The 24,789-nt window shown below is 74.9% G+C and carries 27 protein-coding genes; 22 read left to right on the forward strand and 5 right to left on the reverse strand.

From position 1 onward, the window contains the following. Positions 1 to 7 precede the first annotated feature (7 nt). From BLR12_RS22300 to whiG, 11 genes are all read left to right on the forward strand, one after another. Positions 8 to 490: an NUDIX hydrolase gene (locus BLR12_RS22300; protein WP_255363705.1), complete on the forward strand. Its 483-nt coding sequence runs from the start codon at positions 8 to 10 to the stop codon at positions 488 to 490. 147 nt (positions 491 to 637) lie between these two features. Beyond that, positions 638 to 994, forward strand: a complete 357-nt coding sequence (rplS, locus tag BLR12_RS22305; RefSeq protein ID WP_091382587.1) for a 50S ribosomal protein L19 — start codon at positions 638 to 640, stop codon at positions 992 to 994. Positions 995 to 1,058: 64 nt separating this feature from the next. Then, positions 1,059 to 2,006 (forward strand): signal peptidase I, encoded by a 948-nt coding sequence (lepB, locus tag BLR12_RS22310; protein WP_091382589.1) that lies wholly within the window; start codon positions 1,059 to 1,061, stop codon positions 2,004 to 2,006. A gap of 257 nt (positions 2,007 to 2,263) precedes the next feature. After that, a complete protein-coding gene (locus BLR12_RS22315; protein WP_091382591.1) occupies positions 2,264 to 2,971 on the forward strand; it encodes a response regulator transcription factor in 708 nt (235 codons plus the stop codon). 238 nt (positions 2,972 to 3,209) lie between these two features. Next, positions 3,210 to 3,986: a ribonuclease HII gene (locus BLR12_RS22320; protein ID WP_091382593.1), complete on the forward strand. Its 777-nt coding sequence runs from the start codon at positions 3,210 to 3,212 to the stop codon at positions 3,984 to 3,986. Then, the gene (locus BLR12_RS22325; protein WP_089304133.1) at positions 3,983 to 4,303 is read left to right on the forward strand and encodes a DUF2469 domain-containing protein; all 321 of its coding nucleotides are present in this window, start codon (positions 3,983 to 3,985) and stop codon (positions 4,301 to 4,303) included. Before BLR12_RS22320 ends, BLR12_RS22325 begins: the two co-directional genes overlap by 4 nt. A gap of 131 nt (positions 4,304 to 4,434) precedes the next feature. Continuing rightward, on the forward strand, positions 4,435 to 4,794 hold the full coding sequence (locus tag BLR12_RS22330) for a YraN family protein (protein ID WP_091382595.1): 360 nt from the start codon (positions 4,435 to 4,437) through the stop codon (positions 4,792 to 4,794). Then, a complete protein-coding gene (locus BLR12_RS22335; protein WP_091382597.1) occupies positions 4,791 to 6,311 on the forward strand; it encodes a YifB family Mg chelatase-like AAA ATPase in 1,521 nt (506 codons plus the stop codon). The genes BLR12_RS22330 and BLR12_RS22335 overlap by 4 nt, the downstream gene beginning before the upstream one ends. Continuing rightward, complete coding sequence (gene dprA, locus BLR12_RS22340) at positions 6,308 to 7,576, forward strand: DNA-processing protein DprA (protein WP_091382599.1); 1,269 nt, start codon at positions 6,308 to 6,310, stop codon at positions 7,574 to 7,576. The genes BLR12_RS22335 and dprA overlap by 4 nt, the downstream gene beginning before the upstream one ends. An 83-nt stretch (positions 7,577 to 7,659) precedes the next feature. Next, positions 7,660 to 8,595: a tyrosine recombinase XerC gene (locus BLR12_RS22345; protein WP_091382600.1), complete on the forward strand. Its 936-nt coding sequence runs from the start codon at positions 7,660 to 7,662 to the stop codon at positions 8,593 to 8,595. A 116-nt stretch (positions 8,596 to 8,711) separates the two neighbouring features. After that, on the forward strand, positions 8,712 to 9,512 hold the full coding sequence (gene whiG / locus BLR12_RS22350) for an RNA polymerase sigma factor WhiG (protein ID WP_143018835.1): 801 nt from the start codon (positions 8,712 to 8,714) through the stop codon (positions 9,510 to 9,512). A gap of 100 nt (positions 9,513 to 9,612) precedes the next feature. Here the strand turns inward: whiG and BLR12_RS22355 are convergent, their stop codons facing one another. After that, positions 9,613 to 10,122: a murein hydrolase activator EnvC family protein gene (locus BLR12_RS22355; protein WP_091382603.1), complete on the reverse strand. Its 510-nt coding sequence runs from the start codon at positions 10,120 to 10,122 to the stop codon at positions 9,613 to 9,615. Positions 10,123 to 10,426: 304 nt separating this feature from the next. Between BLR12_RS22355 and rpsB the strand changes: the two genes are divergently transcribed. The 5 genes from rpsB (at position 10,427) to BLR12_RS22380 (ending at position 14,957) form a co-directional block, all read left to right on the forward strand. Further along, positions 10,427 to 11,371 (forward strand): 30S ribosomal protein S2, encoded by a 945-nt coding sequence (rpsB, locus tag BLR12_RS22360; RefSeq protein ID WP_091382606.1) that lies wholly within the window; start codon positions 10,427 to 10,429, stop codon positions 11,369 to 11,371. A 98-nt stretch (positions 11,372 to 11,469) separates the two neighbouring features. After that, positions 11,470 to 12,285 carry a translation elongation factor Ts gene (gene tsf / locus BLR12_RS22365; RefSeq protein WP_091382608.1) on the forward strand — a complete coding sequence of 272 codons (816 nt, stop codon included), beginning with the start codon at positions 11,470 to 11,472 and terminating at the stop codon, positions 12,283 to 12,285. 192 nt (positions 12,286 to 12,477) lie between these two features. Continuing rightward, complete coding sequence (pyrH, locus tag BLR12_RS22370; protein ID WP_304440651.1) at positions 12,478 to 13,233, forward strand: UMP kinase; 756 nt, start codon at positions 12,478 to 12,480, stop codon at positions 13,231 to 13,233. A gap of 70 nt (positions 13,234 to 13,303) precedes the next feature. Beyond that, complete coding sequence (gene frr, locus BLR12_RS22375; protein WP_091382610.1) at positions 13,304 to 13,861, forward strand: ribosome recycling factor; 558 nt, start codon at positions 13,304 to 13,306, stop codon at positions 13,859 to 13,861. Positions 13,862 to 13,880: 19 nt separating this feature from the next. Then, on the forward strand, positions 13,881 to 14,957 hold the full coding sequence (locus BLR12_RS22380) for a phosphatidate cytidylyltransferase (protein ID WP_091382612.1): 1,077 nt from the start codon (positions 13,881 to 13,883) through the stop codon (positions 14,955 to 14,957). A gap of 60 nt (positions 14,958 to 15,017) precedes the next feature. Here BLR12_RS22380 and BLR12_RS22385 read toward each other — a convergent pair whose 3' ends face one another. The 3 genes from BLR12_RS22385 to BLR12_RS22395 all read right to left on the reverse strand — a co-directional run bounded on the left by BLR12_RS22385 (position 15,018) and on the right by BLR12_RS22395 (position 17,668). Next, positions 15,018 to 16,124 carry a DUF952 domain-containing protein gene (locus tag BLR12_RS22385; RefSeq protein ID WP_091382614.1) on the reverse strand — a complete coding sequence of 369 codons (1,107 nt, stop codon included), beginning with the start codon at positions 16,122 to 16,124 and terminating at the stop codon, positions 15,018 to 15,020. Continuing rightward, on the reverse strand, positions 16,121 to 16,897 hold the full coding sequence (locus BLR12_RS22390) for a polyphosphate kinase 2 family protein (protein ID WP_091382616.1): 777 nt from the start codon (positions 16,895 to 16,897) through the stop codon (positions 16,121 to 16,123). The genes BLR12_RS22385 and BLR12_RS22390 overlap by 4 nt, the downstream gene beginning before the upstream one ends. A gap of 93 nt (positions 16,898 to 16,990) precedes the next feature. Continuing rightward, positions 16,991 to 17,668 carry a TrmH family RNA methyltransferase gene (locus tag BLR12_RS22395; RefSeq protein ID WP_091382693.1) on the reverse strand — a complete coding sequence of 226 codons (678 nt, stop codon included), beginning with the start codon at positions 17,666 to 17,668 and terminating at the stop codon, positions 16,991 to 16,993. A 33-nt stretch (positions 17,669 to 17,701) separates the two neighbouring features. Here BLR12_RS22395 and rlmN point away from each other — a divergent pair, with 33 nt between their 5' ends. Beyond that, entirely contained in the window at positions 17,702 to 18,877 is a 1,176-nt protein-coding gene (rlmN, locus tag BLR12_RS22400; protein WP_091382618.1) for a dual-specificity RNA methyltransferase RlmN, read from the forward strand. Continuing rightward, entirely contained in the window at positions 18,874 to 19,590 is a 717-nt protein-coding gene (locus BLR12_RS22405; RefSeq protein ID WP_091382619.1) for a VIT1/CCC1 transporter family protein, read from the forward strand. The genes rlmN and BLR12_RS22405 overlap by 4 nt, the downstream gene beginning before the upstream one ends. A 43-nt stretch (positions 19,591 to 19,633) precedes the next feature. Here BLR12_RS22405 and BLR12_RS22410 read toward each other — a convergent pair whose 3' ends face one another. Further along, on the reverse strand, positions 19,634 to 19,954 hold the full coding sequence (locus BLR12_RS22410) for a DUF2631 domain-containing protein (RefSeq protein ID WP_091382621.1): 321 nt from the start codon (positions 19,952 to 19,954) through the stop codon (positions 19,634 to 19,636). Positions 19,955 to 20,027: 73 nt separating this feature from the next. Between BLR12_RS22410 and dxr the strand changes: the two genes are divergently transcribed. The 4 genes from dxr (at position 20,028) to BLR12_RS22430 (ending at position 24,748) form a co-directional block, all read left to right on the forward strand. After that, positions 20,028 to 21,272, forward strand: coding sequence for a 1-deoxy-D-xylulose-5-phosphate reductoisomerase (gene dxr / locus BLR12_RS22415; protein WP_255363707.1), 1,245 nt, complete (start codon positions 20,028 to 20,030; stop codon positions 21,270 to 21,272). Beyond that, positions 21,253 to 22,647, forward strand: coding sequence for a M50 family metallopeptidase (locus BLR12_RS22420; RefSeq protein ID WP_255363708.1), 1,395 nt, complete (start codon positions 21,253 to 21,255; stop codon positions 22,645 to 22,647). The genes dxr and BLR12_RS22420 overlap by 20 nt, the downstream gene beginning before the upstream one ends. A gap of 89 nt (positions 22,648 to 22,736) precedes the next feature. Continuing rightward, positions 22,737 to 23,888: a flavodoxin-dependent (E)-4-hydroxy-3-methylbut-2-enyl-diphosphate synthase gene (gene ispG, locus BLR12_RS22425; RefSeq protein WP_369803488.1), complete on the forward strand. Its 1,152-nt coding sequence runs from the start codon at positions 22,737 to 22,739 to the stop codon at positions 23,886 to 23,888. A gap of 8 nt (positions 23,889 to 23,896) precedes the next feature. Continuing rightward, a complete protein-coding gene (locus BLR12_RS22430) occupies positions 23,897 to 24,748 on the forward strand; it encodes a GNAT family N-acetyltransferase (RefSeq protein ID WP_091382627.1) in 852 nt (283 codons plus the stop codon). The last annotated feature ends 41 nt before the right edge of the window (positions 24,749 to 24,789 follow it).

A 24,789-nucleotide genomic window follows, 5' to 3' on the forward strand; every position in this document is an offset into this window, starting at 1 on the left:
ACCGTTGGTGCGACCCACCGCCCGCGTGGTGGTGCTCGACCCATCCGGGCGGGTGCTGCTGCTCGGTGCCCGCCTCACCGACCCCGCCGTCCCGCCCGGCGACGTGCTGTTCTGGTACACCCCCGGCGGCGGCGTGGAACCGGGGGAGGGCGTGCGCGAGGCCGCGACCCGCGAGCTGGCCGAGGAGATCGGCCTGGTCGTCGACCCCGGCGAGCTGGAGGGCCCGGTGTGGTTCCGGCGGCACGTCGGCCCCTTCGCCGGCGTGCAGATCGACTCGCGGGAGACCTTCTTCGTGCTCCGCGACGTCGTGCACGAGGTCGACGCGAGCGGGCGCACGGAGCTGGAGGTGCTGGGCGCCGAGCCGCACCGCTGGTGGAGTGCCGCGGAGGTGGCCGCCGCCGGCGCGACCTTCGCGCCCCGCGAGCTCGCCGACCTGCTGCCCGAGCTGTCCGCCGGCCCGTGGACAGGGCCGCCGCGCTTCGTCGGCTGAAGGTGTGGCACAGTAGAGAGCTGCTGCGGACGCATCACTGCGTCGAGGCCGAGCTCCTCCCAGGAGTGCAGCTCCCCGGAACGGACAGCCCGGGGGCGCCTGCTGTCCGCACCGCAACGACACGACCGCTAGGACAGGACTGCCGCGATGAACACCCTGGACGTACTCGACGCCGAGCAGCTGCGCGACGACATCCCCGCGTTCCGCCCGGGTGACACCGTCAAGGTGCACGTGCGCGTCATCGAGGGCAACCGCTCCCGGATCCAGGTCTTCCAGGGCGTCGTCATCCGTCGCCAGGGCGGCGGTGTCCGCGAGACCTTCACCGTCCGCAAGGTCAGCTTCGGCGTCGGTGTCGAGCGCACCTTCCCGGTGCACACCCCGGTCGTGGAGAAGATCGAGGTGCTGACCCGCGGCGACGTCCGTCGCGCCAAGCTGTACTACCTCCGCGAGCTGCGCGGCAAGGCCGCCAAGATCAAGGAGAAGCGCGAGACCGTCGCGCGCTGACACGACGCCGGCCGGCGTTCCGGCCTGACCGCGGCGGGTCCCCCACGGCCGTACGCTGGCTCCGATGAGCAGCGACCGGCCCAGGGGGCCCGCCGACGTCGTCCCGGAGGGTGAGGACCCCGGGGTGACCGGGTCCACCGCCGACACCGGCCCCATCCGCCCGGCCCAGGGCCGCCGCGCCCGCCGGCGCGAGCAGGAGGCGGCGAAGAAGGGCTCCCTGCTGCGCGAGCTCCCGGTGCTCCTGCTCGTCGCCTTCGTGCTCGCCCTGCTGGTGAAGACCTTCCTCGTGCAGGCGTTCTTCATCCCGTCGGGCTCGATGGAGCAGACCCTGCACGGCTGTCCCGGCTGCACCGGCGACCGCGTGCTGGTCAACAAGGTGCCCTACTGGTTCGGCGAGCCCGAGCCGGGCGACATCGTCGTCTTCGAGGGCCCGGAGAGCTGGTCGCCCGAGGTGCAGATCGACGAGCCCGGCAACGCCGTCTCCAGCGCCCTGCTGTGGCTTGGCCGCGCCATCGGGGTGGCCCCGCCGAGCGAGGACGACTTCGTCAAGCGGGTCATCGCCACCGGCGGTCAGACGGTGCAGTGCTGCGACGCCGAGGGCCGGGTCACCGTGGACGGCGAACCGCTCGAGGAGCCCTACGTCTTCGAGGACACCCCGCTGGAGAGCCGGGCGTTCAGCGCCGTGACCGTCCCCGAGGGCCGGCTGTGGGTCATGGGCGACCACCGGTCGGCCTCGGCGGACTCGCGGCAGCACGTCGGGGACGAGTTCTCGGGAACGGTCGCGGTGGACGACGTCATCGGCAAGGCCGCGCTGATCGTCTGGCCGCTGGACCGGTTCGGCACCCTCGGGTCTCCGGACATCCAGGGCACCGAGGCAGCCGGTGCCCCCGACCGCCCGCTGCCGGTCTCCGGTCCCGCCGCGATCGCGGCCCCGTACGCGCTCGGGTTCGTGGGCGCGGTGCCGCTGACCCTCTGGCGGCGCCGGCGGCGGTCCCGGTCCCGCGCCGGCTGAGCGACTCCGCCACCGAACCTCGACCCGCACCCCGGACCCCCCGGTGTGCGGGTCGAGTCGTCTCCGGGGGAATGGCGTCGCCATGTCGACACGAATGCCGCCAGTCACCATTCGCGCGTTACCCCTGGGATCCGGTAATCGATCGACCGGTGGGCAAGAATTGTTTCGAGAAATGTTGGAAAAGCGTTCAAGCAGCCGTCTCACCCGTCCGATGGAGATCGTGAGAAGTTCCCCGAACGTGTGAAACGGAGAAAGTCGTGACCGCACCCCTGGCGAGCGCCGCCCGTGGCGTCACCCGCGTGCTCATCCTCGCCGACGCGCCCGTCCTGCGGCGTGGGCTGGTGAGCATGGTCAACGAGACCGCCGGCATGCAGTCGGTCGGCACTCCGGGCGAGCTGCGCCGCGCCCTCACGCTCGTCGAGACCGCCCGCCCCGACGCGGTGGTCGTGGAACTGGGCCAGGGCCGCGCCGCGACCCTCAACGCCTGCCGCGACCTGCGCCGCCGGTACCCCCGGGTCACCATCGTGGCCCTGGGCACCTCCGAGGACCCGGCCGTGGTCAACGAGGCGCTGGCTGCCGGTGTCCGGGGCTACCTCATGATCAACACCTCGCCGACCCTCCTCGGCTGGGCGATCCTGGCCGCCCGCGCCGGCCGCACCGTCGTGGACCCGCAGATCCGCCGGGTCGAGCCGTCGGCCGTGCCCGCCGCGAAGCCGTTCGCCCCCGAGGTGCCGCTGACCCGCCGCGAGTCCGACGTCCTCGACGAGCTCCTCCAGGGCCAGTCGAACCGGCAGATCGGGCGCAACCTGTTCATCAGCGAGGACACCGTGAAGTCCCACGTCAAGGCCATCCTGCGCAAGCTGGGTGCCCGCGACCGGGCGCACGCGGTCTCGCTGGTCCTGTCCTCGCGCACGCCGGCCTGCACCTGCGGCGCCCACGCCGCCCTGGCGCCCGCCGAGGCCTGAGGAAGGACCCCGTCCTCCTCGCCGTTCGCAGGCTCACGGCGAACCCCTGGACGGGGCCGCCCTCCCTCCCACGCCTCGCAGGCCCAGAGGTGGGGCCTGGAGGGCGGCCGTCCGGCCGCTCCGACGGCCGGGCGCCCGCAGGGCCGGCCCCCTCTGACCCCGGGGGCCGGCCCTGCGGCGTTCCCGGGGTCCGGCGGCTGCGGAGAGCGTCCCTCGGGCGTCGTACTGTCGGACCGCGATGGCTCTCCGTACCACCCCCGCTCCTCCCGGGCCGCCGAGCCGCCTCCGCCCCGGGACGCCCGCCGACGACCGCACCGACGCCCTGTGGGACATGGAACGCACGCTGCGCCGCCGCGGGTTCGGCGCGGTCGCCGGCGCCGACGAGGCCGGCCGCGGTGCCTGCGCCGGTCCGCTCGTCGCCGCTGCCTGCGTGCTCCCGCCCGGCCGCCGGGGTCGGGTCCCCGGTCTGGCCGACTCCAAGCTGCTCACCGCGGCCACCCGCGACCGGGTCTACGAGGAGGTCGTCGACCGGGCGCTGGCGTGGTCGGTGGTCGTCCTGCCGGTCGCCGACCTCGACGCGCGCGGCATGCACGTCACCAACATCGAGGCGTTGCGCCGCGCCGTGTGGGCCCTCGACCCCGGCGCGGACTACGTGCTCACCGACGGCTTCCCGGTCCCGGGGCTGGCCCGGCCCACCCTCGCGGTGTGGAAGGGCGACCGGGTGGCGGCGTGCGTGGCGGCGGCCTCGGTGCTGGCCAAGGTCACGCGGGACCGGATCATGCTGGACCTGCACGAGCGCTGGCCGGAGTACGACTTCGCGGTCCACAAGGGCTACACCACGGCCGCGCACGACGCCGCCCTGCAGCGGTACGGGCCCTGCCCGGAGCACCGGATGCGCTTCGTCAACGTGGCCCGCGCCCGCGACGCGCGCGCCGCGCGGGGAGTCCACCTCACCGGCTCCGGGGCCATGGTCGATGATGGGTCCATGCGCCCTGTGTCCGGAGAGCCGCGATGAGCACCGAGGACCTGGAGAAGTACGAGACCGAGATGGAGCTGCAGCTCTATCGCGAGTACCGGGACATCGTCCGGCAGTTCACCTACGTGGTGGAGACCGAGCGGCGCTTCTACCTCGCCAACTCCGTGGACCTGCAGGTCCGTGAGGCGGCCGGCGAGGTGTACTTCGAGCTCAAGCTCTCCGACGCCTGGGTCTGGGACATGTACCGGCCGGCCCGGTTCGTGCGCAACGTGCGCGTGCTGACGTTCAAGGACGTCAACGTCGAGGAGCTGGACAAGCCCGACCTCGAGCTGCCCGACGGTCCCCGGCTGACCTGATCCGCGCGTCACGGGCCTGAGGCTGGCCCGACCCGGCGACGTCCCGGGCGCCGGCGTCCACAGGGCCCGGCGCCGTCCACAGATCGTCCGCGAGGCCGTCCCGGTACGTACCGGCCGGTGATGGTCGGCCGGTGCGAACGACATCGGACCTCGGCGCCCACGGTGAGCGCATCGCCGCCGCCTACCTGACCGACAACGGGCTGCGCGTGCTCGACCGGAACTGGCGCTGCCGCGACGGCGAGCTGGACATCGTGGCCCGCGACGGCGACGCGCTGGTCTTCTGCGAGGTCAAGACCCGGCGTGCGGTCGGGTTCGGCCACCCCGTCGAGGCGGTCGGGTACGTCAAGCAACGGCGGCTGCGGACCCTGGCGCAGCGCTGGCTCGCCGCCCACGACGAGCACGCCCGCGAGCTGCGCTTCGACGTCGTCGGCGTGCTGGTGCGCGGCGAGGGCCCCGCGCTGGTCACCCACCTGCGGGCGGCGTTCTCGTGACGCTGGCGCGGACCTGGTCGGTCGGCCTGGCCGGGGTGCACGGGGCGATGGTCGACGTCGAGGTGGACCTGTCCGCCGGGGTGCCCGGTGTGGTGCTCGTCGGGCTGCCCGACGCCGTCGTCCGCCAGTCGGTCGACCGCGTGCGGGCAGCCGTGGTCAACGCCGGTGGGAGGTGGCCGCTGCGGCGGATCACCATCGGGCTGTCCCCGGCGTCGATGCCCAAGCAGGGGAGCGGCTTCGACCTGGCCCTGGCCGCCGCGGTGCTCGCGGCCGACGGCGCGGTCCCCGCCGACGCGGTGGCCGGGCTGGTCTTCCTCGGGGAGCTGGGGCTCGACGGGACGGTGCGCGCCGTCCGCGGCGTGCTGCCCGCCGTGCTCGCCGCCGCCCGGGCCGGTCACCGCACCGTCGTGGTGCCGGCGGGCAACGCCGGGGAGGCGGCCCTGGTCGAGGACGTCGAGGTGCTGGCCGCCGGCAGGCTCGCAGAGGTCGTCGCCCATCTGGAGGGGCGCACGCCGCTGCCGCGGCACACCCGGTCGGCCCTGCCGCCGGCGCCGCCCGGAGCCGACCTGGGCGACGTCGTCGGCCAGCCCATCGGCCGCCGTGCGGTCGAGGTCGCCGCCGCCGGCGGGCACCACCTGTTCCTCACCGGTCCGCCGGGTGCGGGCAAGACGATGCTGGCCGAGCGCCTGCCGGGCCTGCTGCCCGCGCTGGACGAGCAGGCCGCCCTCGAGGTCACCGCCATCCACTCGGTCGCGGGCACGTTGCCGCCGGACTCCCCGCTGGTCACCCGCCCGACGTTCGAGTCCCCGCACCACTCGGCGACGATGGCCGCCCTGGTCGGGGGTGGCTCGGGGCTGATCCGCCCCGGCGCACTGTGCCGCGCCCACCGCGGGGTGCTGTTCCTCGACGAGGCGCCGGAGTTCCCCCGCGCGGTGCTCGACACGCTGCGGCAGCCGCTCGAGCGCGGGTCGGTGACGATCTCGCGCGCCAGTGGCGCGGCCACCTTCCCGTGCCGCGCACAGCTGGTCCTCGCGGCCAACCCCTGCCCGTGCGCCAGCGCCGCGGGGGACGCCGCCTGCACCTGCAGCCCGCTGGAGCGCCGGCGCTACCGGTCCCGGCTGTCCGGCCCGCTGCTCGACCGGATCGACCTGCGCGTCGACCTGCCGGCGGTCACGCGCGCCGCGTGGTTGGAGGCCGGGACGACACCGGAGGCCAGCGCGGTGGTCGCCTCCCGGGTCGCGCAGGCCCGCGCGGCGGCGGCGGCCCGGCTGGCCGGGACGGGCCTGGACGTCAACAGCCAGGTGCCCGGCCGGTTGCTGCGGGAGCGGTGGTCGCCACCGCGGTCGGCCCTGCGGCTGGTCGAGCGGGCGCTGGAGCGCGGTGCGCTGTCGGTGCGCGGCTACGACCGCGTGCTGCGGGTGGCCTGGACGCTCGCCGACCTGGCCGGCCGGGCCGTCCCCGGTCCCGACGACGTCGCCGAGGCACTCGGCCTGCGGCTGCAGCGGGCCGCGGCATGAGCGCGCTCCCGAGCCTCGACGAGGACATGGAGCAGGGCCTGGTCGAGGCGGGCGCGCACGACGGTCAGGCCACGCCGGCGGTGCGCCGGGCCCGGGCGTGGCTGAGCCGGGCGGCCGAACCCGGCAGCGTCGCCTTCTGGCGCTTCGTGGCCGACACCGGACCCGTGGAGGCGGTGCGCCGGCTGCGGTCGGGGCGCGCGTCGGACGCCGTCCGGGCTCTCGCCGGTGTCCGCGCGGAGCAGGACGCCTCGCTGGAGGACCTGCTGCGGGCCGAGCGCTGCGGCGCGCGCCTGCTGGTGCCCGAGGACGACGAGTGGCCGGCTTCCCTGCTGCACTGCCTCACCGTCGCGACGAGCGAGGAGCCCGACGACCCGCGGCACCAGTCGAAGCGGGCGATCGCACCGGTGCCACCGCTCGGGCTGTGGGTCCGCGGCCCGGCCCGGCTCGACGAGGTGGCCGACCGGTCGGTGGCCGTCGTGGGTGCCCGGGCCTCGACCGCGTACGGGGAGCACGTCGCCGCCGAGCTCGGCCACCAGCTGGGGGAGCGGGGCTGGACGGTCGTGTCCGGCGGGGCCTTCGGCATCGACGCGGCCGCGCACCGCGGTGCGCTGGCCGCGGACGCCCCGACGGTCGCGGTGCTGGCCTGCGGCGTCGACCGGGTCTACCCGGCCGCGCACGGTGCGCTGTTCCACCGCATCGCCGAGGCAGGGCTGCTGGTCAGCGAGTGGCCGCCCGGAGCCGCGCCGCTCAAGCACCGCTTCCTCGTGCGGAACCGGATCATCGCCGCGCTCACCCGCGGCACGGTGGTCGTCGAGGCGGCGGCCCGCTCCGGTGCCCAGGCCACCGCGCGGCGGGCGCAGAAGCTGGGCCGGCAGGTGATGGTCGTCCCCGGGCCGGTCACCTCGGCGATGTCGGTGGGCTGCCACGAGCTGCTGCGCGACGCCGAGCTGGGGGTGGTGCTGGTCGCCGACGCCACGCACGTGGTGGAGGCGGTGGGCAGGCTGGGGGAGGACCTCGCCGACCCTCCGGAGCGTCCCACCATCCCGCGCGACGGGCTCTCCGACGTCGCGGTCCGGGTGCTCGACGCCTGCCCGGTCCGCACCGGCGTCAGCCCCGAGCGGCTGGCCCGGGTGGCCGGCTGCCACGTCCTCGACGTGCTGCGGGTGCTGCCGGTGCTCGAGCTCGCCGACCTGGTCGAGCGGACCGAGGCGGGGTGGCGGCTGGCCCCACCGCCGGAGCCGGCCACCGCGACGGGGCGGGGGTGACGGCAGGGGAGGGAACGGCGTGAGGGGACGCCGGGTCGGCGCTTCGGCTTGACCCGCGGGGGGCGGCGTCCGACCGTTTCCGGGTGACCCCCCGCACCGCCGACGCGCGCGCCGCGCTGCCGCCGGTGCTGGCGGAGGCGCTGACCGGCTACGAGGAGCACCTGCGCACCCAGCGCGACCTGTCCGCGCACACGCTGCGCGCCTACGTCGGCGACGCGGTCTGGCTGCTCGACCACCTGGCCCGGCGCGGCGGGACACGGGTGGACGAGCTGGACCTGGCGACGCTGCGCAGCTGGCTGGCCCAGGGCCGCACCCGGGGCGCGGGCCGGGCGACCACGGCCCGCCGTGCGGCCGCCGCCCGCTCGTTCACGGGCTGGCTGCGCCGGGCCGGGCTGACCCCGGAGGACGTCGGCCTGCGGCTGGTCAGCCCCAAGGCGCAGCGGACGCTCCCGGACGTGCTCGCACCCGACCAGGCGCGGACCGTCGTGGAGTCCGCGGCCGGCGCCGAGGAGCCGGTCGGCCTGCGCGACGCCGTGGTGCTCGAGCTGCTCTACGCCAGCGGCGTCCGGGTCAGCGAGCTCGTGGGGCTCGACGTGGACGACGTCGACCGCGGCCGCCGCCTGCTGCGCGTGCTCGGCAAGGGGCGCAAGGAGCGCAGCGTGCCCTACGGCGCCCCGGCCGAGCGGGCGCTCGACGCCTGGCTGACCCGCGGCCGGCCGGCGCTGGCCACCGACCGCTCCGGCCCCGCGCTGCTGCTCGGTCTGCGCGGCGGCCGCCTGGACGCCCGCGAGGTCCGCCGCACCGTCCACGCGGCCGTGGCCGCCGCACCCGGCGCTCCGGACATCGGTCCGCACGGCCTGCGGCACTCCGCGGCCACGCACGTGCTGGAGGGCGGCGCGGACCTGCGCTCGGTGCAGGAGCTGCTGGGGCACGCCAGCCTCGCCACCACCCAGATCTACACGCACGTCACCGTCGAGCGGCTCCGTGCCGTCCACGCGCAAGCGCACCCGCGCGCCTGAGAGGACCGCCGCCCGTGGATGAGACAGTTGGCCTGCGCGCCACCGGATCGCGCACCACCACCGTGCCCACCCCGAGGACACCCGCCAGGGGCCTCCGACAGTCGGGAGCGCAGACCGTGACCGAGGCCGCCATCCACCGGCTCGACGAGACCCCGGACGACGCCGACGCCGCGCTGTCCGAGCTGTGGGCCGCGTACGTCGCCGACCGGGCGCCCGAGCTGCGCGACCGGCTGATCCTGCACTACGCGCCGCTGGTCAAGTTCGTCGCCGGTCGCGTCGGCAGCGGCCTGCCCGCGCACGTCGAGCAGGCCGACCTGGTCTCCTACGGCACCTTCGGCCTCATCGACGCCATCACCCGCTACCAGCCCTCGCGCGAGGTCAAGTTCGAGAGCTACGCGATGGCCCGCATCCGCGGCGCGATCATCGACGAGCTGCGCAGCACCGACTGGATCCCGCGGTCGGTCCGGATGAAGGCCCGCCAGTTCGAGCGCACGGTCGCCACCCTCGAGAGCCGGCTGCAGCGCAGCCCCACCGAGGAGGAGGTGGCCGCCGAGATGGACATGGACGTCGAGGACGTCCGCAAGTTCCTCGGCCAGCTCTCCCTGGTCAACGTCGTCGCCCTCGACGAGCTGCTCTCCGACGATGAGGGCGGCGCCCCCCGCCTGGTCGACACGCTGCAGGACACCAGCGCGCTGGACCCGCAGGCGATGGCCGAGCACGGCGAGGCCCGACAGTTGCTGGCCCGCGCGGTGGAGCAGCTGCCCGAGCGGGAGAAGGTCGTGGTCAGCCTCTACTACTTCGAGGGCCTGACCCTGGCCGACATCGGCCGCGTCCTCGGGGTCACCGAGAGCCGGATCTGCCAGCTGCACACCAAGGCCGTGCTGCACCTGCGGACCAAGCTCGCCGACATCGCGTGACGACAGCTCTGGGAGCACCGCAGCGAGGAACGAGCGAGGCACGGACCGGAGCGCGGAGTCGGGCCCGGGCCATCGCCTGAGCCGGCGCCTCGTCCAGGCGTCAGTACATCGGCAGCAGCCGGACCGCGGGCGGCTCGAGCAGGGACAACGGGTCCACGTAGTCCTCGCCGCGGCGCAGCCCCCAGTGCAGGCAGGCCTCCACCGGGCACCCCGCGTGGCCGGCGGCCAGCGTCCCGAGCACGGTGCCGCGGGCCACCGGCTGCCCCGCACCGACCACGGCGTCGACCGGCTCGTACGTCGTCCGCAGGCCCCCGGCGTGGTCGACGCTGACGACCGGCCGCCCGGCGACCATCCCGGCGAAGACCACGACGCCGTCCCCGGCGGCCAGCACCGCCGAGCCGGGTGCACCGGCGAGGTCGACGCCGCGGTGCCCGGCGCCGTACCGGTCCGGCGGCGGGTCGAAGGGGCGGGTCACGCCGCCGTCCACCGGCCTGGCCCACAGGGCGGCCGGGACGTCGGCCTCCGGAGCCGGTGCGGCCACGGCCGGTCCGGCCGAGGGCAGCAGCGCAGCCGCCACCAGGAGCAGGGGAGCGAGGAGCCGTCGGCGCACCGGGCGAGCGTGCGGTCACGGGGCGGGCTGTGGGGTGCCGCACGGCCGTCTGTGGACGGTCCGGCCACTGGGGAGGGCGCCCTGCAGCGGGGCGTATGCTGACCGGTGCGACCCGTCTGTGGCGGGTCGACTTCGCGTGTCCTCTCGCCCGCTGGCAGCAGCGGGACGGTCGCCACCCCGGTCCCTCCGGTCCTCCGCGGGGTCGTGGCGGCCCGGACGCCAGGGCGAGCACCAGCCGGTGCCCGCGACAACCGAGGAGCGGGCGGCCCTGCGGCCGCGCGCGCAGAACAGGGAGGCTGCGGCCATGGCAGTCGTCAGCATGAAGCAGCTGCTCGACAGCGGCGTCCACTTCGGGCACCAGACCCGTCGCTGGAACCCGAAGATGAAGCGGTTCATCTTCACCGAGCGCAACGGCATCTACATCATCGACCTGCAGCAGACGCTCGGGTACATCGACAACGCCTACGAGTTCGTCAAGCAGACGGTCGCGCACGGCGGTTCGATCCTGTTCGTCGGCACCAAGCGCCAGGCGCAGGAGGTCATCGCCGAGCAGGCGCAGCGGGTCGGCATGCCCTACGTCAACCAGCGCTGGCTGGGTGGCATGCTCACCAACTTCCAGACCGTGCACAAGAGGCTCCAGCGGCTCAAGGAGCTCGAGGACATGGAGCAGACCGGCGTGCTGGTCAGCCTGTCCAAGAAGGAGCAGCTCGGCCTGACCCGCGAGAAGGCCAAGCTGGAGCGCAGCCTCGGCGGCATCCGCGACATGCAGAAGGTGCCCAGCGCCGTCTGGATCGTGGACACCAAGAAGGAGCACATCGCCGTCGGCGAGGCCCGCAAGCTGAACATCCCCGTCGTCGCGATCCTCGACACCAACTGCGACCCCGACGAGGTCGACTACAAGATCCCGGGCAACGACGACGCCATCCGCAGCGCCGCCCTGCTGACCCGCGTGATCGCCGACGCCGTGGCCGAGGGCCTCATGGCCCGCTCGGCCGCGCAGGCCAACGCCGGCCGTGAGGACGGCGCCCAGCCCGCGATCGGCGGCGACGAGCCGCTGGCCGACTGGGAGCGCGAGCTGCTCACCGGTCAGCAGGACGCCCCTGCCGCGGACGCCGGCGCCGAGGCCACCCCGCTGCCGGAGACCCCCGCGGAGCCCGCGGCCGTCACCGCGACCGAGGTCGCCCCGGTGGAGGGCGTCCCCGCCACCGGCGACACGACCACCGGCACCCAGGGCGCCCAGAACGGCTGAGCAAGGACCCCCTCGCCCCCCGCCGCTCGCACGCTCGCGGCGGGGGGTGAGGGGGCCTTCCAGGCCCACCCACGCACAAAGACTCCTGAGGAAGAGGCATGGCTGACTTCACCGCGGCCGACGTCAAGCGTCTCCGCGACGCCACCGGCGCCGGCATGATGGACTGCAAGAAGGCGCTCACCGAGGCCGACGGCGACTACGACAAGGCCGTCGAGCTGCTCCGCGTCAAGGGCGCCAAGGACGTCGGCAAGCGCCTGGAGCGCTCGACGACGAACGGCGTCGTCGTGAGCAAGGGCGGCGCGCTGCTCGAGCTCGACTGCGAGACCGACTTCGTCGCCAAGAACGCCGACTTCGTGAAGCTGGCCGAGCGCCTGCTGGACGTCGTGCTGGCGCAGCAGCCGGCCGACGTCGACGCCCTGCTGGCCACCGACGTCGACGGCCAGACCGTCGCGGCGCTGGTCGAGGGCGAGTCGGCCCGCATCGGCGAGAAGCTGGTGCTCAGCCGGTTCGCCGTGTTCGACGGCCAGACCGCCACCTACCTGCACAAGCGGGCCACCGACCTGCCCCCGGCGATCGGTGTCGCGGTGCAGTACAGCGGCGGCAGCGAGGAGGCGGCGCGCAGCCTGGCGATGCACATCGCCGCGGCGCGTCCCCGCTACCTCACCCGCGACGAGGTCCCGGCCGAGGCGGTCGAGACCGAGCGCCGCGTGGCCGAGCAGACCGCCAAGGAGGAGGGCAAGCCCGAGCAGGCGATCAGCAAGATCGTCGAGGGCCGGGTCAACGCCTACTACAAGGACTTCGTCCTCCTCGAGCAGCCGTCGATCACCGAGCCCAAGCGCACGGTGAAGCAGATCGTCGACGAGGCCGGCCTGACCGTGGAGCGGTTCGCCCGCTTCGAGGTCGGCCAGGCCTGACGGTCCGACCGAGCACGACCGGTAGACGCCCACCGGCCCCGTCCCACCAGGGACGGGGCCGGTGGCGCGTCCGGCCACCGACGCGGGACGGCCCCTGCCCGCGAGCTGCCGCACGTCCCGTGCGGCAGGATCAGGGGGACGACGACGAGCGAGGGATGACCGTTGACCGACACCGCCGCCCCTGAGGACACCGTGCCCCTGTCGGCACCCACCGCGTTCGAGCCCGCCGACGGCGCGGGCTACAAGCGGGTGCTGCTCAAGCTCTCCGGGGAGGCGTTCGGCGGCGGCAACGTGGGCGTGGACTCCGACATCGTCGAGGGGGTCGCCGCGCAGCTCGCCGAGGTCGTGCACGGCGGCACGCAGGTCGCCGTGGTGGTCGGCGGCGGCAACTTCTTCCGCGGCGCCGAGCTCTCCCAGGCCGGCATGGACCGCCGGCACGCCGACTACATGGGCATGCTCGGCACGGTGATGAACTGCCTGGCGCTCCAGGCGTTCTGCGAGCAGGTGGGCCTGGAGACGCGGGTGCAGACCGCGATCACCATGGGTCAGGTCGCCGAGCCCTACATCCCGCGCAAGGCCGTGCGGCACCTGGAGAAGGGCCGGCTGGTCATCTTCGGCGCGGGCGCCGGCATGCCCTACTTCTCCACCGACACGGTGGCCGCCCAGCGCGCGCTGGAGATCGGCTGCCAGGTGCTGCTCATGGCCAAGAACGGGGTGGACGGCGTCTACGACGACGACCCCCGGACCAACCCCGCGGCCGTGATGTACGAGGACCTCGACTACGGCACCGTGCTGGCCAAGCAGCTGAAGGTCGCCGACGCGACGGCCATCAGCCTGTGCATGGACAACAGCATGCCGATCGTGGTCTTCAACCTGCTGCGCTACGGCAACATCGCCCGCGCCGTGGCAGGTGAGAGGATCGGGACGCTGATCAGCGACCCGGCCTGAGCGCCGCCGTCGTCAGCCCGCACACCCGCACCCGCGGCGGAGCGCTCCGCCGCACCAGGAGGAGAGACCCGTGATCGACGACACCCTGCTCGACGCCGAGGAGCGGATGGACAAGGCCCTGTCGGTCGCGCGGGAGGACCTCGGCTCGGTGCGCACGGGGCGCGCCGCCCCGTCGATGTTCAACAAGGTCCTGGTCGACTACTACGGCGCCCCGACGCCGGTGCCGCAGATGTCCTCGATCACCGTGCCCGAGGCCCGCATGGCGGTCATCAAGCCCTACGACACCTCCCAGCTGTCGGCCATCGAGAAGGCCATCCGCGACAGCGACCTCGGCGTGAACCCGACCAACGACGGCCAGATCATCCGCGTGGTCTTCCCGCAGCTGACCGAGGAGCGGCGCCGCGACCTGGTCAAGCAGGCCCGCGCCAAGGGCGAGGACGCCAAGGTCGCCATCCGCAACATCCGCCGCCGCTCGAAGGAGGAGCTGGACCGCATCGCCAAGGACGGCGAGGCCGGCGAGGACGAGGTGCGCCGCGCGGAGAAGGAGCTCGACGACCTCACCGCCAAGCACACGCACGGCATCGACGAGGCGGTCAAGAACAAGGAGAACGAGCTGCTCGAGGTCTGAGCCCACCGGTCCGCCCGCCATGACCACCGACCCCGAGACCGGGCCGATCCCCATCGGGGGACGGCGCCCGGCACCGCCGCCGCCCTTCCCGCCGCGGCCGGTGACCGAGCTGCGGACCGCGCCGCTGCCGGTCCAGGAGCCGGGGACCGCCGAGCTGCCCGGGCCGCCCCCCGCGCGCGGAGCGGCGGAGGGTGGTGCACCGGCCCCGACCGTGGAGGCCGAGGTCCCCACCTCGACCACGGAGTCCGTCGGCCCCGACCTCGTCCACCCGGAGCCGGCGAGGAAGGCCGGCCGGGCCGGGCGCGACATGGTGGCCGCGGTGGCCGTGGGCGTCGGCCTGGCCGCCGCCATCCTGGTCTCGCTGCTGGTCTACCGGCCGTCGTTCCTGCTCGTGCTCGGGATCGCCATCCTGACCGGGGTCGTCGAGCTCACCCGGGCCCTGCAGTCCGGGGGTGTGCGCGCCCCGCTGGTGCCGGTGCTCGCCGGGGCCGTGGCGATGATCGCCCTGGCCTGGACCCGTGGCCCCTCCGGGCTGGTCGTGGCGTTCCTGCTCACCGTCCTCGCCGTCCTGCTGTGGCGGCTGGGCGACGGTCCCGACGGCTACCTGCGCGACGCCTCGGCCGGCGTCCTGGTCGCCCTCTACGTGCCGCTGCTGGCCGGGTTCTGCGTCCTGCTGCTCGTGCCCGACGACGGCGCGGCCCGGGTGCTCGTCTTCATCGCGACCGTGGTCGGCAACGACGTCGGTGGCTTCGCCGCGGGCGTGCTGTTCGGGAAGCACCCGATGGCCCCCTCGGTGAGCCCGAAGAAGTCCTGGGAGGGGATGGCCGGGTCGGTCCTCGCCTGCGTGCTGGTCGCCACCCCGATCGTCACCCTGGCCCTCGGCGGGCCCTGGTGGGGCGGGGTGCTGTTCGGCGTCGCCCTCGCCGTCAGCGCCACGGCCGGTGACCTCGGCGAGTCGCTGATCAAGCGCGACCTCGGCATCAAGGACATGGGGCAGCTGCTGCCCGGCCACGGCGGGATCATGGACCGGCTGGACTCGCTGCTGCCCTCGGCCGCGGTGGCCTACCTGCTGCTCTCGGTCGTCGCACCCGCCTGAAGAAGGACCCCGTCCTCCCCACCCCTCGCAGGCTCGAGGCGGGCCCCTGGACGAGGCCACCTAACGGCGGGGTGCCGAGACCTCCCACGTGGACCCCACCGGGACGAAGCCGCGCCGGGCGTACCAGTGCCGCGGCCAGTCCGCGGCGTCGGCCTCCAGCACCACGAGGTCGCAGCCGGCGTCGGCGGCCCGGTCGAGTGCCGCGGCCAGCACGGCGTCCCCGTGGCCGCGTCCCCGCGCCGCCGGGTCGGTGTTCAGCGACTCGAACGCGGCGGTCGCGCCGTCCACCCGCAGCTGACCGGCCGAGACGACCCGGCCTCCCTCGCGGACGGCGAGGTCGGTCACCGCGACCACCCGGTCGTTGCGGTGCTCGCGGCCCACCAGCTGGGCGACCACCTCGTCCAGGGCGCCCTCGGACGGCGGCAGGTCGCGCCGCCACGAGCGCTCCCAGAGGTCGTGCACCTCCCGCTGGTCGACCACCTCGGCGCGGCGCGCGGGCGGCGCCGGGGGCGTCCCCGGGCGGGCCATCACCAGCAGCTCGTCGACCTGCCAGCCGCGGCCGGACAGCTCCGCGGCCACGTCGGCCGCACCGGGCCGGGCCAGGGTCGCCGCGCGGTGCGGCCAGCCCGCGTCGGCGGCGACCTCGGCGGCCGAGGTCGCCACGGTCCCGGCGTCCACCGGGCCGGTGAGCACCAGCCGGTTGTCGTCGCGCGAGCAGGGGAACGCCGGGTCCAGCACGGCGACGCCGCCCGGGACGTCGCGGACCTCGGCCGCCCGCCGGGTGCGCACCGACAGCGTCAGCGCGAGGGCGCGGCCGAGCGCGTCGTCCGGCCGGGGGAGGACCGGCTCGGTGGGCGGCCGGTACGGGACGACGGCGACGACGGCGCTGGTCGGCAGCGGGCCGTGCAGGTGCGGGAAGCGCATCCCGGGCGGGTCCCCGGGCAGGCCGGCTTCCCAGCGCACCGGGTCGGCCAGCCGGGCGGGGTCGACGACGAGCAGCACCAGGTCCCGCCGCCCCGGGAACAGCCGGGCGGCCGGGAGGTGCACCTGCTCGGGCGTGGACAGGTGCACGAAGCCCTGCGCGGCCAGGGACGGCGGGCGCAGCGCCCCGGCGTCGAGCGCCGTCCGCCAGGCAGCGGGCTCGACGAGGTGGAGCAGCACGCTCATGCGGCGGCCCCGGGCAGCGGGGCGTCGGGGTCCACGCCGCGGGCCCGCAGCGCGGACTCGACCGCCTCGCACACGGTGCGGACCACGGCCACCCGCGCCCACCGCTTGTCGTCGGCGGCCACGACGTGCCACGGGCCGGCGGGGATGTCGGTGCGCTCCAGCATCTCCTCGACGGCGGCCTCGTAGGCACCGCGCTTCTCCCGGTTGCGCCAGTCCTCGTCGGTGAGCTTCCACGCGCGGTACGGGTCGTCGCGGCGGGACTCGAAGCGGCGCAGCTGCTCCCCCGGGGAGACGTGCATCCAGAACTTGACCAGCACCGTGCCCTCGGCGGCCAGCGTGGTCTCCAGGTCGACGATCTCGCCGTAGGCCCGCCGCCACTGCTCCTCGGTGGCGAAGCCCTCCACCCGCTCGACCAGCACCCGGCCGTACCAGGTGCGGTCGAGCACGGCCATGCCGCCCCAGCCGGGCAGCACCGGCCAGAACCGCCACAGGAAGTGGTGCCGCTTCTCGTCGAAGGTGGGGGCGGCGAACTGGGCCACCCGCACGTGCCGCGGGTCCAGCTGCTCGACCAGCCGCTTGATCGCCCCACCCTTGCCCGAGGCGTCCCAGCCCTCGAACAGCACGCACAGCGGCGGGCCCAGCTCACCGGCGCCGATCTGGCCGCCGAGCAGCAGCCGCAGGTGCACCAGGCGCTCCTGGGCCTGCGCCAGCTGCTGCTTGGCCTCCTTCTTCGACAGCCGCACGGACAGGTCGACCTCGGCGAGACGGCTCATGCCGGGAGCTTGGCCGAGGCCCTCGTGACTGTCACCCGGAAGTGCGGCCCGGTGCGGGGGCCGGAGGCCTCCCGCCGGGACGTGGGCAGCGGCTCAACCCGAGTCGGGGACGGCTCCTGGCCGCGGTGCCGCCCGGTGGGGCGGCGAGGCATGGAGCCGGATCCAGGTGTGCATCGCGATGCCCGCGGCCACGCCCGCGTTGATCGAGCGGGTGGAGCCGAACTGGGCGATCGACAGGACGCCGTCCGCCGCGTCGCGGGCCTCGTCGGACAGCCCGCTGCCCTCCTGGCCGAACAGCAGCACGCAGGCGCGGGGGAGCGGCTCGGTCTCCAGCGGGCGGGCGCCGGGCAGGTTGTCGACGGCGAGCAGCGGGAGCCCCGCCTCCCGCGCCCAGGCGACCAGCGAGCCGACGTCGGGGTGGTGGCGGACGTGCTGGTAGCGGTCGGTGACCATGGCGCCGCGCCGGTTCCAGCGGCGCCGTCCGACGATGTGCACCTCGGCGGCGAGGAAGGCGTTGGCGGTGCGCACGACCGTGCCGATGTTGAGGTCGTGCCGCCAGTTCTCGATGGCCACGTGGAACGGGTGCCGGCGGGGATCGAGGTCGGCGACGATCGCCTCGACGGTCCAGTAGCGGTACCGGTCGACGACGTTGCGCCGGTCGCCGGCGGCCAGCAGCTCGGGGTCGTAGCGGGGGTCCTCGGGCCACGGCCCCTGCCACGGGCCGACCCCGACGGTGTCGAGCCGGGTGAGTTCGGTCTCCGCCTCCGTCACCCGGCGCACGCTAGTGGGACCATCGAGGGCGCCATGACTGCCCTCCCCCTGGTCTTCGACGCCCCCCGCCGGGGCAAGCCGCCGCGCCACCTGGCCGACCTCACCCGCGAGGAGGCCCGTGCCGCGGTCGCCGAGCTCGGCCAGCCGGCGTTCCGCGCCGACCAGCTCGCGCGGCACTTCTACCGGGGTGTCACCGACCCGGCGCACATGACCGACCTGCCCGCCGCCGTCCGCGAGGAGATCACCGGCGCACTGCTGCCGGACCTGCTGACGCCGGTGCGCACGCTCAGCGCCGACGGCGGGCGCACCCGCAAGACGCTGTGGCGGCTGCACGACGGCGCGCTGGTCGAGAGCGTGCTCATGCGCTACCCCGACCGGGCCACCGTCTGCATCTCGAGCCAGGCCGGCTGCGGCATGGCCTGCCCCTTCTGCGCCACCGGCCAGAACGGGCTGACCCGCAACCTCTCGGCCGCGGAGATCATCGGCCAGGCCGTGGCGGCCGCGGCGGCGATGGCGAACGGCGAGGTCACCGGCGGGCCGGGCCGGCTGTCCAACGTCGTCTTCATGGGCATGGGCGAGCCGCTGGCAAACTACGCCCGGGTCCGCAAGACCCTCGACGCGCTGGTGACGCCGGCGCCGCACGGCCTCGGGCTGTCCCAGCGGTCGGTGACCGTCTCCACCGTGGGCGTCGTCCCGGCCATCCGGCGGCTCACCGAGGAGGGGCTGCACGTCACCCTCGCGGTCAGCCTGCACGCGCCGGACGACGAGCTGCGCGACACCCTCGTGCCGATCAACACCCGCTGGAAGGTCGACGAGGTGGTGGCCGCGGCCGACGCCTACGCCGAGCGCACCGGCCGCCGGTACTCCGTGGAGTACGCGCTGATCCGCGAGGTCAACGACCAGCCCGAGCGCGCCGACCTGCTCGGCCGGCTGCTCGCCGGCCGGCGGGCGCACGTCAACCTCATCCCGCTCAACCCGACGCCGGGCAGCGAGTGGGACGCCAGCCCGCTGCCGGCGCAGCGCGAGTTCGTCGCCCGGCTGCGGGCGCACGGCGTGCCGACGACGGTCCGCGACACCCGCGGGCAGGACATCGACGGCGCCTGCGGGCAGCTGGCCGCGGCCGACCGGGTCGACGGCGTCCCCAGCGTCGCGGTCCCCGCGCCGTCCCTGGAGCCGCCGGTGGAGATGGGCGCCGAGGCGGACCAGTGAGCTCGGAGGCCCCGGCTGCCGAGGCGCACGAGCACACCCACGCCGACGTCTCCGGCGGGTGGCTGCGGGCCGCCGTCTTCGGTGCCATGGACGGGCTGGTCACCAACACCGCGCTGGTCGCCGGGCTCGGCGGTGGCGGTGCGTCGTCCCGCACGGTCGTGCTCTCCGGCGTGGCCAGCCTGGTGGCCGGCGCCATCTCCATGGCGCTGGGCGAGTACACGTCGGTGCGCACGCAGAACGAGCAGCTCGACCTCGAGGTGGAGAAGGAGCGCCGCGAGCTCGAGCGCAACCCGCGCGGCGAGCTCGCCGAGCTGGTGCAGCTGCTGCGCTCGCGCGGTGTGGACGCCGACCTCGCCGAGCGGGTCGCCGTCCAGCTGCACCGCGACCCCGACACCGCGCTGCGGCTGCACGTCGTCGCCGAGCTCGGGCTCAACCCCGCCGACAAGCCGTCACCCCGGACGGCGGCGGTCTCCTCGTTCCTCACCTTCGCCACCGGTGCGGTGGTCCCGTTGCTGCCCTACCTGCTCGGCTTCTCCGTGCTCGCCGCCGCCCTCGTCTGCGGCGCCGTGGGCCTGGCCGCGGCCGGTGCCGTGTCGTCGCGCTTCACCCCGCGGCCCTGGTGGTACGCGGCCGGACGCCAGCTGCTGTTCGGCGCGGTCGCGGCCGGCATCACCTACGCGGTCGGGCTGGCGATCGGCGTCAGCGTCTCCTGAGCGAGGACGCCGTCCTCGACGGGGCCGCGGGGGAGAGGGGTCCTCACCGGGCGCGCCAGGCGTTCCGGCGGCGTCGCCAGTCGAGCACCATGATCAGGATCATCACGGCGGCGATGCCGAGGACCCAGAGGTCCTCGATGCGGCCCTCGTGGTTGCCGATGAGGTAGGCGAGCATGAACAGGATCGCGACGACCGCGCCGACGCGGCCCCACCGGCCGGTCTCGCCGTGCCAGCCCCACTCCTCGGGCCGCTCGTGCTGCACGGGGTGCGAGTCGGCGCGGACCACGCCCTCCTCGCGTCCGGGCTGGTTCACCCGCGTGGACGCGGGGTCGTGGAGGCTCGCGCGGTGGGTCTGCTCGCTCACGCCCTCATCCTGCCAGCCCCCGATCGGCGGCACCCGGCGAGGGCGGGACGGCGCGTCGGGAGAGGATGCTGCGGTGAGCGGACAGGCGCGTGGGCACCGCAGGGAGCGAACGGGGGGTGCGGTGGACGGCGCGCGCGAGGTGACGGTGCTGGGCTCCACCGGGTCGATCGGCCGTCAGGCGATCGCGGTGGCCCAGCAGAACCCCGACCGGCTGCGGATCACCGGCCTGGCCGCCGGGGGCGGGGACGTCGCCCGGCTGGCCGAGCAGGCGCTGTCCCTCGGCGTCCGCACCGTCGCGGTGGCGAGGGCGACCGCCGCGCAGGACCTGCAGCTGGCGTTCTACGCCGCGGCGTCCCAGCGCGGCTGGTCGAGGGGTGGGTACGCGCTGCCGGAGATCCTCGCCGGCCCGCGGGCGGCCGAGGAGCTGGCGGCCCGCCCGGCCGACGTCGTCCTCAACGGCATCACCGGCTCGATCGGGCTGGGCCCCACGCTGGCCGCGCTGCGGGCCGGCCGCACCGTCGCGCTGGCGAACAAGGAGTCGCTGGTGGCCGGCGGGGACCTGGTCACCGCCGCGGCGGCGCCGGGCCAGCTGGTGCCGGTGGACTCCGAGCACTCCGCACTGGCCCAGTGCCTGCGCGGCGGGCACATGCGCGAGGTGGCCCGGCTGGTGCTCACCGCCAGCGGCGGGCCGTTCCGCGGCCGCAGCGCCGCCGAGCTGGCCGACGTCACCGTCGAGCAGGCGCTGGCCCACCCGACGTGGGCGATGGGCCCGGTCGTGACGATCAACTCCGCGACCCTGGTCAACAAGGGCCTGGAGCTCATCGAGGCGCACCTGCTGTTCGGCGTCCCGTTCACCGACATCGACGTCGTCGTCCACCCGCAGTCGATCGTGCACTCGATGGTGACCTTCGCCGACGGTGCGACCATCGCCCAGGCCAGCCCCCCGGACATGCGGCTGCCGATCGCGCTGGCCCTGGCCTGGCCCGACCGGCTGCCGCACGTCCAGCCGGCCCTGGACTGGTCGACGGCGAGCACCTGGGAGTTCGCCCCGCTGGACCACGAGGCGTTCCCGGCCGTGCGGCTGGCCCGGTCCGCCGGCGAGGCGGGGGGCGTCGCGCCGGCTGTTTACAACGCCGCCAACGAGGAGGCGGTCGCGGCCTTCCTGGCGGGTCGGCTGCCGTTCCGGGGCATCGTCGACCTCGTCGCGCGTACCCTCGACGACGCGCCGGACCTCGGCGCCCCCACCTGCGTCGAGGACGTCCTGGCGGCGGAGGGGTGGGCCCGGCAGCACGCCGGACGTGTCATCGCCGGAGGCTGAGCTGAGCGGGTTGCTGCTGACCGTCCTCGGGATCGTCGCCTTCGCGGCCGGCCTGCTGATCTCCATCGCCTTCCACGAGTACGGCCACTTCTTCTGGGCCCGGAAGTTCGGCATGCGGGTGCCGCAGTTCATGGTCGGCTTCGGCCCGACGGTCTTCTCCCGCACCCGCGGGGAGACCGAGTACGGCGTCAAGGCCGTCCCGCTCGGCGGCTACATCCGCATCATCGGGATGATCCCGCCGGCCGAGGAGAACGAGAGCAAGCGCGCCACCCGCATGCGCTCGTTCATCGCCGAGGTGCGCGGCGCGGCGCTCGACGACGTCCGCCCCGGTGACGAGGGCCGGGTGTTCTGGGCCAAGCCGTGGTGGCAGCGGGTCATCGTCATGTTCGCCGGGCCGTTCCACAACCTGGTCCTGGCCCTCCTGCTGTTCACCGTGCTGCTGACCGTCGTCGGCACAAGCGTGCTGTCCACGACGGTGCGCGCCGTCCCCGAGTGCGTGCTCCCCGCCGGCGCCGTCACCGCGCTGCAGGACGACGCCTGCTCGGTGCCGCTCACGCCCGAGGGGCAGACCTGCGAGGCGGGGACGGCGGGCTGCGCGCTGCCGCAGCAGAGCCCCGCCGCGGCCGCCGGGCTGCGCCCCGGCGACACGATCCTCGCCATCGGCGGTCAGCCGCTGGAGCCGACCGCGTACGACAGCTGGACGACGGTGCAGGAGGCGATCCGCACCAGCCCCGGGCAGCCGCTGGACCTCACCGTCGAGCGGGACGGCGAGCGGCGGCAGCTGACCGTGACGCCGATCCCCAACACCGTCTACGCCGACCCCACCGACCCCACCGAGGGGACGACGACCGCCGGCTACCTCGGGATCTCGCCGTCCGGCGCGCTGGCCCGGCAGGACCTCGCTGACGTGCCCGCCTACTTCGGCACCATCGTGGTCAACGCCGTCGAGCGGCTGGCGGAGATCCCCGAGCGCATCCCGCAGCTGTTCCGCGCGGCGTTCCTGGGGGAGGAGCGCGACCCCAACGGCCCGATCGGCGTCGTCGGCGTCAGCCGCATCTCCGGCGAGGTCTTCGCCATCGAGGACTTCACGACCACGCAGAAGGTCAGCTTCTTCCTGCAGCTGCTGGCCAGCGTCAACCTGGTGCTGTTCCTGTTCAACCTGCTGCCGATCTACCCGCTCGACGGCGGGCACGTGGCCGGCGCGCTCTACGAGAAGGCCCGCTCGGTCCTCGCCCGGCTGCGCGGCCGGCCCGACCCCGGCCCCTTCGACATCGCCCGGCTGATGCCGGTGGCCTACGCCGTCGCCGGGTTGTTCGTGCTGCTGTCCGGGCTGCTGCTGATCGCCGACGTCGTCAACCCGATCACCCTGCAGTAGCCCCGGACGGGGGTCACACCCCGCGCCACCGGCACCGACCTGCGCAGCGGGCGATACTGGGATACATGGCAGTCCCCGTCGGTCTCGGCATGCCCGCTGCGCCCCCGCCCGTCCTCGCCCCCCGGCGCAAGACGCGGCAGCTCGACGTCGGCGGTGTGGGGGTCGGCAGCGACCACCCGGTCAGCGTCCAGTCGATGACGACGACCAAGACCGCCGACATCAACGCGACGCTGCAGCAGATCGCGGAGCTGACCGCGTCCGGCTGCCAGATCGTGCGGGTCGCCGTCCCCGACACCGACGACGCCGAGGCGCTGCCGATCATCGCGAGGAAGTCGCAGATCCCGGTCATCGCCGACATCCACTTCCAGCCGCGGTACGTCTTCGCCGCGATCGACGCCGGCTGTGCCGCCGTCCGGGTGAACCCCGGCAACATCAAGAAGTTCGACGACAAGGTCGGCGAGATCGCCAAGGCGGCCAAGGACGCCGGCATCCCCATCCGGATCGGCGTCAACGCCGGGTCGCTGGACAAGCGGCTGCTGGCCAAGTACGGCAAGGCCACCCCCGAGGCGCTGGTCGAGTCCGCGCTGTGGGAGTGCTCGCTGTTCGAGGAGCACGACTTCCGCGACATCAAGATCTCGGTCAAGCACAACGACCCGGTGGTCATGGTGCGCGCCTACGAGCTGCTCGCCGCGCAGTGCGACTACCCGCTGCACCTGGGCGTCACCGAGGCCGGCCCGGCGTTCCAGGGCACGATCAAGTCCGCGGTCGCCTTCGGCGCGCTGCTCTCCCAGGGCATCGGCGACACGATCCGCGTCTCGCTGTCCGCCCCGCCGGCCGAGGAGGTCAAGGTCGGCAACCAGATCCTCGAGTCGCTGAACCTGCGCCAGCGCGGGCTGGAGATCGTCAGCTGCCCCTCGTGCGGTCGCGCCCAGGTCGACGTCTACACGCTGGCCGACGAGGTGACCGCCGGCCTGGAGGGCATGGAGGTCCCGCTCCGGGTGGCCGTCATGGGCTGCGTCGTGAACGGCCCCGGTGAGGCCCGAGAGGCCGACCTCGGCGTGGCCTCGGGCAACGGCAAGGGGCAGATCTTCGTGAAGGGCGAGGTCGTCAAGACCGTGCCCGAGTCGCAGATCGTCGAGACCCTCATCGAGGAGGCGATGCGCCTCGCTGCGGAGATGCCGGCCGGCGAGCACACCGACGGCGGCGTCGCTTCCGGCCCGCCCGTCGTCACCGTCGGCTGACCGGTCCGGTGCTGCGCACGCCGACCGCGCGGGTCCTGGACGAGACCGACGAGCCCGCCGTCCGGGCCCTGCTCGCCAGTGACCCGGTGGCCGCGTGCGTCGTCGCGGGGCGGGTGGAGGCCGCCGGCACCGCCGCGGCGGCCCTCGGCGCGCCGCTGTGGGGGCTGGGCAGCGGCGGCTCGCTCGACGCGGTCTGCCTGGCCGGCGCCAACCTCATCCCGTTCGCCCTGCCCGGGGCCGAGCGGGCCGCGGCGTCGGCCTTCGCCGACCGGGCGCTGCGCGCAGGCCGGCGCTGCTCGACGATCGTCGGCCCGGCCGCGGCGGTCGACCCGCTGTGGGAGCTCCTGGTGCCCGCCTGGGGTCCGGCCCGCGACCACCGGCCCCGCCAGCCGCTGCTGGCCATCGAGGGCCCGCCGGCGGTCGCCCCCGAGCCCCGGGTCCGCCCGGTGCGCCCCGCCGAGGTCGACCTGCTGATGCCGGCCGCGGTGGCGATGTTCACCGAGGAGGTCGGGGTCAGCCCCCTGCGGGTGGACGGCGGCGCGGGCTACCGCGCCCGGGTGGCCGACCTGGTCCGCGCCGGGCAGTCGCTGGCCTGGTTCGAGGGCGGCGAGGTGCTCTTCAAGGCCGAGATCGGCGCGGTGTCGCGCAGCGTCTGCCAGGTGCAGGGCGTGTGGGTGGCCCCGGCCCACCGCGGCCGCGGCATCGGCACGGCAGGCATGGCGGCCGTGGTCGAGTACGCCCGCACCGCGATCGCGCCGGTGGTCAGCCTGTACGTCAACGACTTCAACGGCCCGGCCCGCGCCGCCTACGCCCGGGTCGGGTTCTCCGAGGTCGGGCTGTTCGCCAGCGTCCTCTTCTGAGGGCTCTCGCGGGGGATGACGGGGATCGACGTCCTCGTCTG

The organism is Geodermatophilus sp. DSM 45219, from assembly GCF_900104025.1.
Lineage (GTDB): Bacteria > Actinomycetota > Actinomycetes > Mycobacteriales > Geodermatophilaceae > Geodermatophilus.

Coding starts and splice junctions, on each gene's coding strand:
- rplS (WP_091382587.1), top strand. CDS start 638: ATGAACACCCTGGACGTACTCGACGCCGAGCAGCTGCGCGACGACATC.
- lepB (WP_091382589.1), top strand. CDS start 1,059: ATGAGCAGCGACCGGCCCAGGGGGCCCGCCGACGTCGTCCCGGAGGGT.
- BLR12_RS22320 (WP_091382593.1), top strand. CDS start 3,210: ATGGCTCTCCGTACCACCCCCGCTCCTCCCGGGCCGCCGAGCCGCCTC.
- BLR12_RS22325 (WP_089304133.1), top strand. CDS start 3,983: ATGAGCACCGAGGACCTGGAGAAGTACGAGACCGAGATGGAGCTGCAG.
- dprA (WP_091382599.1), top strand. CDS start 6,308: ATGAGCGCGCTCCCGAGCCTCGACGAGGACATGGAGCAGGGCCTGGTC.
- rpsB (WP_091382606.1), top strand. CDS start 10,427: ATGGCAGTCGTCAGCATGAAGCAGCTGCTCGACAGCGGCGTCCACTTC.
- tsf (WP_091382608.1), top strand. CDS start 11,470: ATGGCTGACTTCACCGCGGCCGACGTCAAGCGTCTCCGCGACGCCACC.
- BLR12_RS22380 (WP_091382612.1), top strand. CDS start 13,881: ATGACCACCGACCCCGAGACCGGGCCGATCCCCATCGGGGGACGGCGC.
- BLR12_RS22385 (WP_091382614.1), bottom strand. CDS start 16,124: ATGAGCGTGCTGCTCCACCTCGTCGAGCCCGCTGCCTGGCGGACGGCG.
- BLR12_RS22390 (WP_091382616.1), bottom strand. CDS start 16,897: ATGAGCCGTCTCGCCGAGGTCGACCTGTCCGTGCGGCTGTCGAAGAAG.
- rlmN (WP_091382618.1), top strand. CDS start 17,702: ATGACTGCCCTCCCCCTGGTCTTCGACGCCCCCCGCCGGGGCAAGCCG.
- ispG (WP_369803488.1), top strand. CDS start 22,737: ATGCCCGCTGCGCCCCCGCCCGTCCTCGCCCCCCGGCGCAAGACGCGG.